This is a genomic window from Flavobacterium sp. CS20 (assembly GCF_018080005.1).
GTDB lineage: Bacteria > Bacteroidota > Bacteroidia > Flavobacteriales > Flavobacteriaceae > Psychroflexus.
Genome location: NZ_CP073015.1, coordinates 308,313 through 324,610, shown reverse-complemented (window position 1 = coordinate 324,610; position 16,298 = coordinate 308,313). Strand labels below are relative to the sequence as shown.

Below are 16,298 nucleotides of genomic sequence, written 5' to 3'. Positions count from 1 at the left end.
TAATACAAATATTTAGTTAATTAGCATTGACAAAGATAAAAACGAAATCGTTTTAGATAAAATTTATGAACTTAAACTGGTTTAAAAAAGGTGTAATTTACCAAATATATCCGAGAAGTTTTTATGATAGTGATGCTGACGGCATAGGAGATATTAAAGGAATTACAGCAAAATTAGATTATATAAAATCCTTAAACGTCGATATTATTTGGATTAGCCCAATTTTTCAATCTCCAAATAAAGATAATGGTTATGATGTGAGTGATTATTGTGCAATAATGCCGGAGTTTGGTACAATGTCAGATTTTGATGAGCTATTGAGTGAGGCACATCAAAAGGATTTAAAAATCGTTCTTGACCTTGTACCAAATCACACTTCGGTTGAGCACAATTGGTTTAAGCAAGCTAAACAGAGTAAAAATAATCCTTATAGAGATTTTTATATTTGGAAAAAACCTCAACCCGATGGAAGTCCACCAAATAATTGGCCTTCTTTTTTTGGTGGATCAGCTTGGACCTTAGATGAAAACACAGGTGAATATTATTTACACCTTTTCACAAAATATCAACCAGATTTAAATTGGGAAAACCCAAAAGTGAGAGAGTCGATTTATGAAGTGATGAAATTTTGGTTAAACAAAGGTATTGATGGGTTTAGAATGGATGTAGTAACCTTACTGTCTAAAGATTTAAGTTTTCAAGATATAGATCCGAAAATTGGTTTTAGAAAAATCATAGAAAACCACTATGCCAACGGACCAAATATACACCAATATTTACATGAGATGCATGAAGAAGTTATGAAACATTATGATGCTTTTTCTATGGGTGAAGGCGTTGGTGTAACTCAAGACAATGCACATCTTTATGTCGGTGAAGACCGTGAAGAGCTTGACATGATATACCATTTTGATATTTTAGAAAACAATATCGTAAACGGTAAATATGAAGAAATATCTGAATTTGACTTAATCAACATCAAAAAAATATTCAGAAATTGGCATAACGTAATGACTAAAGGTGGTTGGATTGTAAATGCTTTAGGAAATCACGATTTTGCTCGACTTGTATCTCGCTTTGGCGATGATAAAAAATACCATAAAGAATCCGCAAAAATGCTTATTACGCTTATGGCAACACAAAACGGAACTTTAAATATTTATCAAGGTGATGAAATTGGTATGACCAATATCAATTTAAAAAACATCGATGAAGTTAACGACATACAATCACGCAATTTCTATTTTGAAAACTTAGAAACGCAAAAGTTTAGCAAAGATGTAGCTATACAAATGATAAACAACGAAGGTCGAGACAATGCCAGAACACCAATGCAATGGAATAGTGAATACAATGCAGGTTTTTCAAAACATACGCCATGGTTTCAAGTTAATCCAAATTATAAAACAATAAATGTTCAACAGCAAGCTAATAATTCTGAATCAATTTTAAACTATTACAAAACCATTCTATCACTCAAAAGAGAGCACGATGTGTTTACTTATGGAAGATTTGAAGAATTTGAAGAAAATAATAAAAATGTTTACGCTTACACCAAAACGCTTGGTTATCAGATGATTGTAGTATTTTTAAACTTTTCTAAAAACGAAAACGTTATTGATTACGAATTTGATATGCAAAAAAATTATGATATATTGATAAATAATTATAAATTTGTTACGAAAACGTTAACGTATATTAAATTACAACCCTATCAATCCATAGTTTTTAAAATCAATTAAAATAGCTTTTAATATCAATTAAAATAGCTTTTAATATCAATTTAATATGTATAATTCTAAACCTAAATAAAATGAAAAAAATGTTACTTAAACACGCTTTTTACATTATAGCGATGCTGTTTAGCACCGCTATGCTGTTACAGTCTAGTGACAGGTGTGGTCTCCGACAAAATGGGACCATTACCTGGCGTGAATGTGTTAGAAAAAGGAACCCAAAATGGGACAGTTACTGGATTTGACGGTGACTATACCTTAACAGTTGCCGAAAATGCAACTTTAGTTTTTAGCTACATTGGCTTCAAAACCCAAGAAGTAGCTGTTGATGGACAAACAACCATTGACATCAAACTCGAAGAAGACGCCGCTAAACTCGACGAGGTCATCGTAGTAGGTTACGGCTCAACCACCAAAAAAGATCGGACTGGTGCCGTAGAAACCGTAAGTGCCGAAGACTTTAATAAAGGTGTGCAAACCAATGCCACAGATCTTTTACAAGGTCGAACTGCAGGGGTTCAAGTAACTACATCTGGTGGTGAGCCTGGTGGTGATACCAACATTAGAATCCGTGGTGGTGCATCTTTAAGAGCTGGCAATAATCCACTATATGTCGTCGATGGCATGTTGATTAATGGTGAAGATTCATCAGCTGGTACTGCTGATTTTAGGCTGTGCTCAACTTCAAACAAAAACCCGTTAAACTTTATAAACCCAAGTGATATAGAAAGTATTTCAATACTGAAAGATGCTTCTGCAACAGCTATTTATGGGTCTCGTGGAGCTAATGGTGTAATTATTATAACCACTAAAAAAGGTAAATTTGGTGAACCAAAAATTACTTATTCTGGTACTTTTGGGGTCTCTGAAGTTGCTAATGAAGTTGATGTCTTAAGTGCAGGTGGTTTTAGAAACGCATTACAAACCGAAGGCATTACAGGTTTTGTTGATAGAGGAGCCGATGTTGATGCCTTAAATGCGATTACTAGAACAGCCCAAACTGCTAACCACAACCTGACTATTCTTGGTGGTGGCGAAAAAAGCAAATACCGTTATTCGCTTTCTGCATTAGATCAAGAGGGAGTTGTTAACAAATCTCAAATTCAAAATTATACGGCATCTTTAAGCAACTCATACCGTTTCTTAGAAGACGATAGGCTTAAAGTGGATGTAAATCTAATCGCAAGTTATGTTAAAGACAAAAGAGCACCAATAACTAATAATGCTGGCTTTGAAGGAAACCTTATAGGTGCAGCCCTCTTTTGGAATCCTACAGTACCTTTGTTCAATGATGATGGAACCTTTAGACAGAGTTTAAATGCACCAAGTGATGATTTAGGACCAGCTTTGAGTTTTAACCCACTTGCACTATCAGAATACACAAATATTGAAGAAGAAACTTCAAGAATTGTTGGTAATATTTCTGCAACATTTGAGATTATTGATGGTCTAGATTATAAACTGAATTTTGGTGTTGACCGTTCTGAGTCTAACAACAGAACAAGCATCTCTAGAAATTATGATTTACAAACTGTTTGGAATAGAGGTTTAGCCTCAAATTCAAATAAAATTCTCTATACCCAACTTATTGAGCATACATTAAACTATAATAAAGAAATCAATGAGGATTTTAAAATTCAAGTTTTAGCAGGTTATGGTTTCCAGCAAACGTCCTCGAGAGGATATTCTGCTATTGGTGAAAATATATCATTAGACCCAGGTAATGAAAATGATTTCTTAAATGGATTTAATGAAAGAGTCATAGAATCATTTAAAGCACCCACAGCAGACCTAGAGTCATACTTTGGTCGTGCAATTTTTGACGCCTACGGAAAATATACCTTAACGGCTACCTTTAGAGCTGATGGATCAAACAAATTTGGCGACAATAATGAATGGGGATATTTCCCAGCATTTGTCTGAAGCTTGGAAAATTAATGAAGAAAATTTTGCCCCTGACTTTTTTGACCAACTCAAACTGAGAGCAAGTTGGGGACAATCTGGAAACCAAAATTTCCCTGCAGGTCTTGCTGATGAGAGATTTGTCATAAGAAATGATGGACAAGGCAACACTATTGCCCAACAAGAAACAGCCGCTAATCCAGATTTACAATGGGAAGTTAATGAAACCATAAATATTGGTGTTGACTTTGCTGTTTTAGACAATAAATTATCTGGATCTATTGATGTATTTCAACGAGATACCGATAAACTTTTATTTTTAGTTGATCCAATACAGCCTGCACCTCCTGGCACTAGAAGATGGGAAAATATAGATGGTACAGTTCAAAATCAAGGTCTTGAATTAACCTTATTTGGAGATGTTGTCAATACCGAAGAATGGAGTTTTACACTTGGTGGAAACATTTCTTTTCTTAAAAATGAATTACAAGATTTCACAGGCGCTCCGATTGATATTGGTACGATATTTGGACAAGGTCTAACTGGTGCTGTTTCTCAACGAATTGATGATGGTGAACCTATAAATTCTTTCTATATGCCAGTTTATGCTGGAGTGAATGCAGATGGTAATCCAACTTACTTGACTGCTGACGGTGGTACGACGACAAATGCATCTACTGAAGCTGATAAAAGATTTGTGGGAGATCCCAACCCAAACATTTTAGTAGGTTTAAATGCCAACGTTCGCTACAAAAATTGGGATATGGCAGTTAATATGAACGGTGCCTATGGTCATGAGATTTATAACAACACTGCCAATGTCTTAGCTAAAAACAACTTGACTGCCAGAAATATATTGTCAGATTTGGTTGGAAATGGTGAAAACCCAGATCTTGCAAATGCAGTTTCTACAAGATTTTTGGAATCTGGTGATTTTATTCGCCTGAGTAATTTAACTGTTGGTTATAATTTTGATGCTGGTTTATTACCTCAATATATTAAGAATTTAAGAATTTATGCCACAGGTCAGAATTTATTTGTCATCACGCCATATAGCGGTTTTGACCCAGAGGTCAATACCAGTAATACATTAAATGGTGTGCCCTCTTTTGGTATAGATTACTTATCTTATCCAAGAGCTAGAACCTATACATTAGGTATTAATGTTTCATTTTAATTAAAAATTGTATATTTAAAGAAAAAATTATGAAAAGAATATTTTTATCAACATTTTTGTGCAAGATCTTAGTTTTAACGAGCTGTACAGATTTAGAAAGAGATCTCGGAAGTAGTATAAATAAAGAAACTTCTCTAGGATTAGTTGATGCGAGACAACTTGTAGATGCAAATTATACCGTTTTAAGAGGTTTTGCAACTCAAGATTTAATATTTGCCCTTCAAGAACATTCAAGTGATGAAGTTATCGGACCAACACGAGGTGGTGACTGGGATGATAACGGTGTTTGGCGTGTATTGCACCAACATACCTGGGCAAATGATAATAATTTTATTTTAAACACATTCAATGATTTGTCTGGTGGTGTATTTAGATCTATTGAAGCTTTAGAAATTGCTGAAGGTCAAGAAAGAGGTGAGGCTTTATTTTTGCAAGCTTGGTTTATATTTTACATTAACGATTTATTCGGTCAAGTGCCTTTTAGAGAAAATCTAGACAGTTTAGGCGACGTACCTGTTACTTTAAAAGGTGAAGAAGCCGTAAACTTTATAATCTCAAATCTTGAAGAAGCTATAACACTTTTACCTGAAACCTCTAATATTTCTCGTGCAAATAAAACTACAGCTCGTGCATTTCTCGCTAAAGTATTATTAAACAAAGCTGTTTATGCAGACGAGGATCGTATTCCTCCGTTTTCTTTTGACAACACAGATCTTAATAAGATTGTAAGCCTATGTGATGAAGTTATCAATACTGGTCTATTTAGCTTAGAAACTGGCATAAATTATTATGATAACTTTGCCCCCGAAAATGGTCAAATCAGTTCTGAGTTAATTTTCACACAAGCTAATACCAGAGGTGAACCTGGAGGAAATGTTGCCTCTCGTTACCTTATGACCCTTCACTATAATCAAAATCCAGGCGGTTGGAATGGCTTTACAACCATTGCAGATTTCTATAATAAATTTGAAGATAACGATGTCAGAAAAGGCGGTGTTGATTATCCTGGACTTACAGATGTTAGTGGTCTTAAAGCTGGTTTTTTAATTGGACAACAATATGATGTCGATGGTAACCCGCTTCAAGACAGAAATGGTAATCCATTAGTGTTTACACTTGAAAGCCCTATAATTTCTGAAGGTCCAACTCTTGAAACTAGCGGATACGAGGCTTAAAATATCTTCCAGATTATCAGAATATAGATACCCCTGAAAATGATTATGCTTTAATCAGATATGCAGAAGTGCTTTTAACAAAAGCCGAAGCTCTATTTAGACTCGGTCAAGAAGGTGAAGCACTTCAAATTATCAATGATATCAGAACTTCTAGAGGTGCGTCAACGCTTAGTGCCTTAACTGAAGATGACATCATCGACGAAAGAGGTCGAGAATTATGGTGGGAAGGTCACCGTAGAACTGATTTGATAAGATTTGGTAAATTCTTAGACTCTTGGAATGAGAAGTCTGCTTCAGAACCTTTCAGAGTTTTGTTCCCAATTCCTGAAAGAACAGTTGCAAATAACCCAAATCTTACACAAAATCCTGGTTATTAATTTGAGTTATTTTATAATTAATTTAAAAAGCCCTTTTGCAATTCAAGAGGGCTTTTTTTAATTAAAAATTAAGATGTATAAATTCCCTTTTATTGTTATCGGTTTACTACTGTTGCTTTGGTCGTGTCAAAACAATCATCAAAGGCAAGAAAAAATAGATGTAGGTTTTAATGTATTAACTTCTCAATCTACTAATATTAAGTTTAATAACAAGCTAACTTCAAAACCTGAACTTAATATTTTAAATTACCTCTATTTCTACAATGGTGCTGGTGTTTCTGTTGCTGATTTCAATAATGACAACTTGCCCGATATCTTTTTTACAGGAAATCAAACCCCAAACCAACTTTATCTCAATAAAGACAATCTAAAATTTAAAAACATTACCCAATCTTCTCAAATCCCAAAAAACAATTGGTCAACTGGTGCAACTTCGGTTGATATCAATCAGGATGGATTAATGGACATTTACATTTGTCAAGTTACAGGCTTAAACGATACTAAAGCCTACAACCAATTACTTGTTAATCAAGGTGTTGATAAAAAAGGTATTCCTACTTTTAAAGATGAAGCTGACAAATACGGACTAAATATTTCAAGCTACGCCCAACAAGCTGGCTTTTTTGACTATGACAAAGACGGCGATTTAGATTTGTTTCTCCTTAATCATTCACTGCATCCCAACCGCACTTATGGCAACGGCAAAAAAAGACTTCAATTTAATCCCTTAGCTGGAGACAAAATATTTAAAAATCAAAACAATAAATTTGTTGAAGTTACCGCTGACAGCAACATCTTTTCAAGTGAAATTGGTTACGGTTTAGATTTCAGCTTGAGTGACATCAACTTAGACGGATATACCGATATTTATGTTGGCAACGATTTTTTTGAAAATGATTATCTCTACATCAACCAAAGAAACAAAACATTTTTAGACATTATTTCTCAAAATCAAAATGCACTTGGACATACCACACATTTTTCAATGGGAAATGCTATCGCTGATATAAATAATGACCTAAAACCCGATATCATTTCCGTAGATATGCTTCCTGAACATATAGAAGAATACAAAGTGTCAGGCACAGAATATCCTTATTTAACCTATCAACAATACCTTAAAAACAATTATGCACCGCAATATATGAGCAACACCTTGCATCTCAATCAAGGAAATCTCAATTTCAGTGAAGTGGCTAACTCAAAGAATGTTGCTGCAACAGATTGGTCTTGGTCTGCGTTGGTAGCCGATTTTAATAACGATAGCAGTAGCGATATTTTTGTCAGCAACGGTATTTTTGGAGCGACAAATGATATGGATTTTATCAATTTTATTTCTGATAAAACCTATCAAAACAAAATCAATCAAGGTCTTGAAAAAAAAGATTTGAATCTTTTAGAAAAGCTTCCAAAATACAAAAAACAAAACAAATTATTTTTAAATAAAGATAACAAAAGTTTTAAAGACACCTTTAAACATTGGAAGAAACAACCAACCTCCTACTCTAACGGCTCGACTTATGCAGACTTAGACAATGACGGTGATTTAGATATCATCGTCAACAACATCAACGACGAAGCCATGATTTATGAAAACCTATCGAACGCCAACTATCTGAAAATAAAATTTGACGGAAACAAACCCAACCAAAACGGCATTGGGACTAAAGTCGTTTTATTTGTAGATGGCAAAAAAATGCTTCGTGAAAATTACGTGAACCAAGGTTATATGTCTTCAACAATACCTGAAATACATTTTGGTCTCGGTCAAACCAAAACTGTAGATTCCGCTTGGGTGATTTAGCCAAATGACCAATTTCAAAGTTTAAATAACATCAAAATCAACCAAACACTTACCGTGAAACAATCAAATGCCATCTCAAAGTTTGATTACACTATTTTAAACTCAACAGATTTGTTTGAGAATATTTCCTCTAAAAAAATTCCATTTGAACATTATGAATATCAATCTTACGAATTTAGTCGCCAACCGCTCATTCCTTATATGAATGCAAATCTCGGTCCAAAAGTCAGTATAGCTGATATCAATCAAGATGGTTTAAATGATATTTTTATCGGAAACGCCAAGTTCAAACCAAGTCGATTATTTGTTCAACAAGCCGATGGAAGTTTTCAATCTCAACAAGAAGATGTTTTTAGAACCCACGAGAAAAATGAAGATCTCGATCAAAAATTTATAGACATTGATAACGATAATGATTTAGATTTAATCGTGATTTCTGGCGGCAACGAATTTCAATCTGGTGTAGCTTTACAACCAAGATTATATCTTAATGATAATGGAAAGTTTATCTTCAAAGACAAGGCTTTTCCAGTGTTAAATCAGCAATTCAATAGCATAGCCACAACCGATGTCAATCAAGATGGTTATATTGATGTTTTTCTTGGGGCAGGTATAGATTTTAATACTTTTGGTCAATCGCCTAAAAGTTATCTACTACTCAACCAACAAAGCAACAGCTTTAAAGATGCTACGCGTGCATATTTATCTTCGCATCAATTAGGAATGATAAGAGATGCACAATTTAAAGACCTCAATAATGACGGTCAGGTTGAATTGATAATTGCTGGACATTTTATGCCAATTCAAGTTTTTGAATTAAAGAACAATTCATTTGAAAAAATAAATATCAAAGCTCTTGAAAATTCAAATGGTTTGTGGAATACCATTCATTTTGTAGATATTGACCACGATGGACTTCAAGATATCATTGCTGGAAACTTTGGCACCAACACCAAGTTAAAAGCAAGTTTTGAACAACCTCTAAAATTGCATCTCAACGACTTCAATCAAAATGGACAAGCTGAAAGTCTGTTGAGTTATTTTCATCAAGACAAAGAAGTTTTATTCAACACCAAAGACGAATTAGTCGCTCAAATTCCTACAATCAACAAAAAATTTAGAAGCTACAAAGCTTTCGCCAAAGCTGAAATTGAAGATGTTTTTGATCCCAAACTCTGGAATGGTGCTGATAAAAAACATGTCTATACTTTAGAAACAAGCTTCTATAAAAATTTAGGTAACTTCAATTTTAAAAGTGTAAACTTGCCACAAGATGTACAGTTTTCATCCGTTAACGCTGTTTTAGATACAGATGTAAATGGTGATGATTTACCAGAATTAATTTTAACTGGAAATCGATTTAACCTCAACACACAACTCGGTCAATTAGATGCCAATCACGGATTGATTTTAAAATACAAAAACAACAGATTTTCGGTATGGAAAAATCATAACTTGAATCTTAAAGGTCGAATAAATTCAGCTGAAACTATTAAGGTTAAAAATGAAAAATGGCTTATTTTTGGGTCAAATAACGACAGCTTACAAATTAGAAAATTATTAAAATGAAACGAATATTTGGTTTTTTATCAATATTTATTATACTGAGTTGTCAGAATAAAAATACTCAAACTGAAAAGCTAACTTCAGAGAAAAACATTCCCGAAAATCCTGTTTTTAAACTGATGACAAGTGAACAAACTGGAATCGATTTTGCCAATAATATTCAAAACAAAGAAGATTTTAACATATTTAGCTATAGATATTTTTATAATGGTGGCGGTGTTGGCGTTGGTGATATCAATAATGACGGTTTTGAAGATATTTATTTTACTGCCAATCAAGGTCAAAATAAACTTTACCTCAATAAAGGTAATTTTCAATTTGAAGACATTACCAAAAAAGCTAAGGTTAGTGGCAGTAAGGCTTGGTCAACTGGCGTGGCTTTTGTAGATATCAATCAAGATGGCTTATTGGATATCTATGTCTGCAATGCTGGCAACCAAAAAGGCGATGACCAAAAAAACGAACTCTTCATCAATCAAGGTGATTTAACCTTTACAGAAGAAGCTGAAAAATACGGCTTAGATGAGTCGGGATTTACAACTCACGCTGCGTTTTTTGATTATGACAATGATGGCGATTTGGATGTGTATATATTAAATAACAGTTTTATTCCAGTAGCCAGTTTAGGCTTTAACAACAAACGAGAATTGCGAGCCAAAGACTGGAATGTGCCTGAAGACGTCAAAGGTGGTGGTGATAAACTGTTGGAAAACCAAAACGGCAAATTTGTTGATGTTACTGAAAAAGCAAGTATCTACGGTAGCCTAATTGGGTTTGGACTTGGCGTAACGGTTGGAGATATCAATCTTGACGGCTATAAAGATTTATACATCTCCAATGATTTTTACGAAAGAGATTACCTTTATATCAATCAAGGCGACGGCACTTTTGTAGAAGATATCACCAACCGCACTGAACATATCAGTTTATCATCTATGGGTGCCGATATAGCTGACATCAACAATGACGGATATTATGAAATATTTTCTACCGATATGTTGCCTGAAGGCGATGCCCGATTAAAAACCACAACCAATTTTGAAAATTACGATTTGCAACAACTCAAAATAAATCGCGGATTTTATAACCAATTTATGCAAAATGCACTTCAATTCAACGACGGCAATGGTCATTTTAAAGAAATTTCACTATTCAGTGGCATCGCTAAAACCGATTGGTCTTGGGGAGCATTATTATTTGATATGAATAATGATTCGTATAAAGATTTGTATGTTTCCAATGGAATAAAACAAGATTTAACCAATCAAGATTTTATTGATTTTTTTGCTGATGAAGTCTATCAAAAAATGACCACATCAGGTCAAAAAACTGGTCAAGACTCTATCATCAATATTATGCCAAGTCATCCTGTTCCCAACTACGCTTTTGTCAATCAAGGCGATTTGACTTTTAAAAACAAAACCCACGAATTTGGTTTTGACATCAAAAGTTTTTCTAATGGAGTCGCTTATAGTGATTTAGACCAAGATGGCGATTTAGATTTAGTGGTCAATAATATTGATAGTGAAGCTTTTGTTTTTAAAAACAATTCTGAAAATAAAAATTACCTCAACCTCAATTTAAAATTTAAAAAACCAAATGTGTTTGGTATTGGAACTTTAGTCAAAGCTTATGTTAATAAACAAATCATCAGCAATGAAGTTATGCCTACGCGTGGGTTTCAGTCTTCCGTAACTTATCAAATGCATTTTGGCTTGGGTGATGCACAAAACATAGATTCACTTCAAGTCATTTGGCCAAATGCGGAATACCAAACCTTAAAAAACATCAAAGCCAATCAAAGTCTAAACATCTCATACAATAGTTCAAATACATCTACTTACTCTTATTCTAAAACGCAGTCAGATTCAAATCTTTTTAAAATCATTGAACCTCAAGTAGAAAGCCATAACGAAGATTTTTATGTCGATTTTGACCACGAAGGTTTAATTTTTAAAATGCAATCTCGTGAAGGACCAACAATGAGTCATGGTGATATCAATGGCGATGGACAAGATGAAGTTTTTATAGGTGGTGCTAAAGGTCAAGCCGCTCAACTGTTTAATTTGAAAGGTCAAAACATCTCATCCCAAAATCAAACGTTATTTGATAAAATGGCAAAATTTGAAGACACCGCTTCAACTTTTGTGGACATCGATGGCGATGGTGATTTAGATTTGATACTTGGCTCTGGCGGCAATTTTAAAGATGAAACCAACAAACTATACCAGATTCGGGTTTTAAAAAATAATGGCAAAGGTGTTTTTGAACTTTTTCAAACCATATCTAACCGCTACAACACAGCAGTTATTAAAGCTTCTGATTTTGACCAAGATGGTGACAAAGATTTGTTCGTAGGTAATTTTTCGGTGCCTGGCATCTACGGCATTAACCCCAAAAGTAAACTCTTTGAAAATAATGGAGAAGGTAAGTTTACAGACATCACAGTGCAAAAAGCTTTCGATTTTAAAAATCTCGGAATGGTTAAAGATGCCATTTGGCACGACTTTAATGATGACAACATTGCAGACCTTATCGTTGTTGGCGAATGGATGCATCCCGTGTTTTTTAAAAACAACGGGCGACGATTAGAGCAATTCAACACTAACCTCAATCAGTATAAAGGTTTGTTTAATGCTGTAATGGCTTTAGATATTAATAATGATGACCAAAAAGAGCTGATATTTGGTAACTATGGACAGAATTTCAAATTACAACCAACTTCAGCACAACCAGCAAAACTTTTTGTGAATGATTTTGATGACAACGGCACCATTGAACAAATCATTACAAGACATATTGATGATAAAGATAAACCTTATCAACTCAAGCGCGAATTGGCGAATCAAATTCCAAGCATCAAAAAAGATAATATGTCCTATAAAAAATTCGCTGAGCAATCTATATCAGAATTGTTTGGCAAAGACAAAGTCAATCAAGCCATAACAAAACAACTGACGGAGTTGGCGTCTTTTGTAGCATTTAAAACGTCTAACACTGAATACGGTATCAAATATTTACCTTCAGAAACCCAATGGTCGTCAATTCAAGCACTTAACTCCATAGAAATGAATGGTGAAATTTTTATTGTAGCCGCAGGAAACTTTTATCACTTCAAACCGCAATTTGCTCGTCTTGATGCTTCAAAAGGACATCTTGTTGGATATAAAAACGATGAATTTTATCTTAAAAAGAATACCAATTTTAAAATCAAAGGCGAAGTGAGAACTTTAAAAACAACGACAGATCAAAATAATAAGCATTACATTTTAGTGGGCAGAAATAATGATAAACCTTTAATTTTTAGATATGAACCATAAAATAATCATATCACTTGTCTGTATTGTGTTCTTCTTTTCTTGTCAAAAAAAACAAGAGATAAAGTTTGAACGTTTGTCAGCTGACAAAACAGGATTAGATTTTAATAACAAACTTGTTGAAACAGAAAATGCTAACATATTAGACTATTTATATTTCTACAACGGCGGTGGCGTTGCCGTTGGCGATATCAATAGAGATGATAAGGTAGATATTTTTTTAACTTCAAATCAAGGTGATAACAAACTCTACATCAATCAAGGGAATTTTAAATTTAAAGACATCACTGAACAAGCTGGAATTCAACAAAACTCTGATTGGAATACTGGTGTAAGTATGGCCGATGTCAACGGCGATGGACTTCTCGATATATATGTTTGTGCCGTCGCTGGCATTAATGGTTTTAAAGGTCATAATGAACTTTATATCAACAATGGTGATGAAACTTTTACAGAACAAGCCAAAAAATATGGATTAGATTTTGACAACTATTCCTCTTCTGTCGCTTTTTTTGATTATGATAATGATGACGATTTAGATTTATATTTGCTCAATCACGCCGTGCATACACAAAATTCGTATGGTAAAGCTTCACTCAGAAACGAAAGAAATTACGAAACTGGCGATAAACTATTGCGAAACGACAACGGTAGTTTTGTTGATGTCAGCGAAAAATCAGGCATCTATGGTGGCGTAAATGCTTATGGCTTAGGTGTTGCCACAGCCGATTTTAACAACGATGGTTGGACAGACATATATGTCAGCAACGACTTTCACGAAGACGACTATCTCTACATCAACAACGGAGATGGCACGTTTACAGAATCTTCAAAATCAATGACAACAATGATGAGTCGGTTTTCTATGGGAAGCGATGTTGCCGATATCAATGCCGATGGTTTTATGGATATTCTTAGCTTAGATATGGCTCCAGATGATGAAGTTGTAATCAAGCGTTCAATGGGCGATGAGAATTATGAAATGTCACAATTTAGAGTTGAAAGACTTGGCTATCATTATCAATATTCTAGAAATATGCTTCAAGTCAATCAACATGGAGAATATTTCAAAGAAACCGCCATACTCAGCGGTATCGAAGCCACCGATTGGTCTTGGGCGACCTTGTTTGCCGATTACGATTTAGACGGCCATCAAGATATATTCATCTCAAACGGAATTCCTAAACGACCTAATGATTTAGATTATATCAATTATATTTCAAACGAAAGCGTCAAACAAAAGATAGAAAACACGAGTTTAATTGACCAAAAGGCTTTAGATAAAATGCCTGATGGCAAACTCCAAAATAGAATTTTTAAAGGTTCTGAAGGTTTAAAATTTAAAAACAAAACTGAAAATTGGTTACCAGAAGAACTCACCTACTCTACTGGCACAGCTTATGCCGATTTAGATAATGATGGCGATTTAGATTTGGTTGTCAACAACATTAATGAAAGTGCAGGCGTTTATCAAAACCATTCACCTAAGAAACATACATTTTTAAAACTCAATTTTGATTATAAACCTAAAAACAAAACTGGAATCGGCACTAAAGTCATAGCCTATTATAACGGAAAATCACAATGGCGTCAGCTTTATGCCACCAAAGGTTTTCAATCTTCATCTGAGCAAAAAATATTTTTCGGGTTTGATACCATTTCAAAAATTGACTCTTTAAAAATCATTTGGCCAGACCAAACTTACCAAGTGGCAGAAGATGTCAAAACCAACCGAACGCTTAATATCAAAAGAATTTATAATAGAGATTCCTTTGATTATAAAACTTTAAAACCGAAGATGAAACCGCTTTTAACTTCAGTTGATAGTTTGCCTGGATTAAATTTCTCTCATCAAGAAAATCGCTATATCGATTTTAAACGTCAGGGTTTAATCCCTTATCAAATCTCAGATCGTGCAATTTCAGCCTCAGCCGTTGGCGATCTCAACAACGACGGGCTTGATGATGTGTTTTTTGGAAGTTCAAAGTTTATAAATCCACAAATTTTCATTCAAAATGACAGTGGTTTTGAGTTATATAAAAATAAAAATTTTGAAGCATTAATCAAAGCCGAGAATATTTTTGCAGATATATCAGATTACAACAATGACGGCAAAAATGATTTATTAGTAGGTAATGCTGGTGGTGAGTTTTATACTAGTTCCTCTGCACTAACAGACCGCCTTTTTGTTCAGCAAGACACTACTTTTTCGGCTATAGAATTGCCTCAAAATTTTCTTCACACTTCCGTGATTTTAAAAGATGGTAAAACCTGTCCAAACCTTTACGGATTTGGTCACGCCGTGAGTAGTGATTTTGGCAAAAAACCTAATGCTTATATTTTTAAAAACAATTGCCATGGTTTTGAAAATATAAAATCTGACTTGCTCAAAAACTTTGGTATGGTTACCGATGCTATTTGGTTTGATATCAACAACGACGGCGAAAAAGAAATCATCACCGCAGGCGAATGGATGCCACCAAGAATTTTAAAGATAAAAAACGAGCAAATCAAAGATATTTCAAAAGAGTTTCTACCTCAAAACCTCAATGGACTTTGGCAAAGTATCGCTTTATTTGATATTGAAAACGACGGACAACAGGAAATTGTGTTAGGCAATTTCGGCACGAATACAAAATTCAAAGCATCTGATGAAAAACCTTTACGACTTTACTATGCCGACTTTGACAATAATGGTCAAACTGAAAGTATAGTATGTATCAACACAAACGGTAAGTATTATCCTATCAACAGTTTTGATGAATTATCTCAACAAATGCCATCGCTTAAAAAGAAATTTAATTCCTACAAAGCTTTTGCAGGTAAATCTATTGATGAAATATTTAATAAAACCCAACTCGATAAAGCTGAAATTCTCAAAGTTCATACAACCGCTTCAGGTTATCTCAAACTCGAAAATAAAAAATGGGTTTTTCATCCACTTGACGACTATTTTCAAGTCGCACCAATAACCGCTTTAAAACCAATAGACCTCAACAATAACGGACAAAATGAATTGTTATTCGGCGGAAACTATTTCGGTGTAAAACCCTATCACGGTCGGTTTGGTAGTTTTGCTGGCGGTGCTTTGAGTCAAAATGGGCAATGGCTAACTGCCGAAGATATTGGCGTTAATTTTTACAACAAAGCGGTTGTTAATTTTAATATTTTAAATTACAAAATGGAAAAATATTTGATGGTAACTTATAATAATGATGCCATTGAATTGTATAAATTATAAAAA

9 protein-coding genes are annotated in these 16,298 nt (G+C 34.1%); all 9 read left to right on the top strand.

Going from position 1 to position 16,298, the window contains the following annotated elements; all coding sequences use genetic code 11:
• Nucleotides 1-65: 65 nt before the first annotated feature.
• The 9 genes from IGB25_RS01445 to IGB25_RS01405 all read left to right on the top strand — a co-directional run bounded on the left by IGB25_RS01445 (nucleotide 66) and on the right by IGB25_RS01405 (nucleotide 16,295).
• Nucleotides 66-1,742, top strand: a complete 1,677-nt coding sequence (locus IGB25_RS01445) for an alpha-glucosidase (RefSeq protein ID WP_211065856.1) — start codon at nucleotides 66-68, stop codon at nucleotides 1,740-1,742.
• A 147-nt stretch (nucleotides 1,743-1,889) separates the two neighbouring features.
• Nucleotides 1,890-3,659: a SusC/RagA family TonB-linked outer membrane protein gene (locus tag IGB25_RS01440; RefSeq protein ID WP_371815924.1), complete on the top strand. Its 1,770-nt coding sequence runs from the start codon at nucleotides 1,890-1,892 to the stop codon at nucleotides 3,657-3,659.
• Nucleotides 3,628-4,815 (top strand): TonB-dependent receptor, encoded by a 1,188-nt coding sequence (locus IGB25_RS01435; protein ID WP_211065854.1) that lies wholly within the window; start codon nucleotides 3,628-3,630, stop codon nucleotides 4,813-4,815. The genes IGB25_RS01440 and IGB25_RS01435 overlap by 32 nt, the downstream gene beginning before the upstream one ends.
• A 29-nt stretch (nucleotides 4,816-4,844) precedes the next feature.
• Complete coding sequence (locus IGB25_RS01430) at nucleotides 4,845-5,990, top strand: RagB/SusD family nutrient uptake outer membrane protein (RefSeq protein WP_211065853.1); 1,146 nt, start codon at nucleotides 4,845-4,847, stop codon at nucleotides 5,988-5,990.
• A complete protein-coding gene (locus IGB25_RS01425; protein ID WP_211066810.1) occupies nucleotides 5,978-6,367 on the top strand; it encodes a RagB/SusD family nutrient uptake outer membrane protein in 390 nt (129 codons plus the stop codon). The genes IGB25_RS01430 and IGB25_RS01425 overlap by 13 nt, the downstream gene beginning before the upstream one ends.
• Nucleotides 6,368-6,440: 73 nt before the next feature.
• Nucleotides 6,441-8,171: a CRTAC1 family protein gene (locus tag IGB25_RS01420; RefSeq protein ID WP_211065852.1), complete on the top strand. Its 1,731-nt coding sequence runs from the start codon at nucleotides 6,441-6,443 to the stop codon at nucleotides 8,169-8,171.
• 54 nt (nucleotides 8,172-8,225) lie between these two features.
• Entirely contained in the window at nucleotides 8,226-9,740 is a 1,515-nt protein-coding gene (locus IGB25_RS01415; RefSeq protein ID WP_211065851.1) for a VCBS repeat-containing protein, read from the top strand.
• Nucleotides 9,737-13,057: a VCBS repeat-containing protein gene (locus IGB25_RS01410; protein WP_211065850.1), complete on the top strand. Its 3,321-nt coding sequence runs from the start codon at nucleotides 9,737-9,739 to the stop codon at nucleotides 13,055-13,057. The genes IGB25_RS01415 and IGB25_RS01410 overlap by 4 nt, the downstream gene beginning before the upstream one ends.
• Nucleotides 13,047-16,295 carry a VCBS repeat-containing protein gene (locus IGB25_RS01405; protein ID WP_211065849.1) on the top strand — a complete coding sequence of 1,083 codons (3,249 nt, stop codon included), beginning with the start codon at nucleotides 13,047-13,049 and terminating at the stop codon, nucleotides 16,293-16,295. Before IGB25_RS01410 ends, IGB25_RS01405 begins: the two co-directional genes overlap by 11 nt.
• Nucleotides 16,296-16,298 lie beyond the last annotated feature (3 nt).

What these genes read in the sequence shown, in the direction of transcription:
- IGB25_RS01445 (WP_211065856.1), top strand. Translation starts at nt 66, where the DNA reads ATGAACTTAAACTGGTTTAAAAAAGGTGTAATTTACCAAATATATCCG.
- IGB25_RS01435 (WP_211065854.1), top strand. Translation starts at nt 3,628, where the DNA reads ATGAATGGGGATATTTCCCAGCATTTGTCTGAAGCTTGGAAAATTAAT.
- IGB25_RS01430 (WP_211065853.1), top strand. Translation starts at nt 4,845, where the DNA reads ATGAAAAGAATATTTTTATCAACATTTTTGTGCAAGATCTTAGTTTTA.
- IGB25_RS01420 (WP_211065852.1), top strand. Translation starts at nt 6,441, where the DNA reads ATGTATAAATTCCCTTTTATTGTTATCGGTTTACTACTGTTGCTTTGG.
- IGB25_RS01410 (WP_211065850.1), top strand. Translation starts at nt 9,737, where the DNA reads ATGAAACGAATATTTGGTTTTTTATCAATATTTATTATACTGAGTTGT.
- IGB25_RS01405 (WP_211065849.1), top strand. Translation starts at nt 13,047, where the DNA reads ATGAACCATAAAATAATCATATCACTTGTCTGTATTGTGTTCTTCTTT.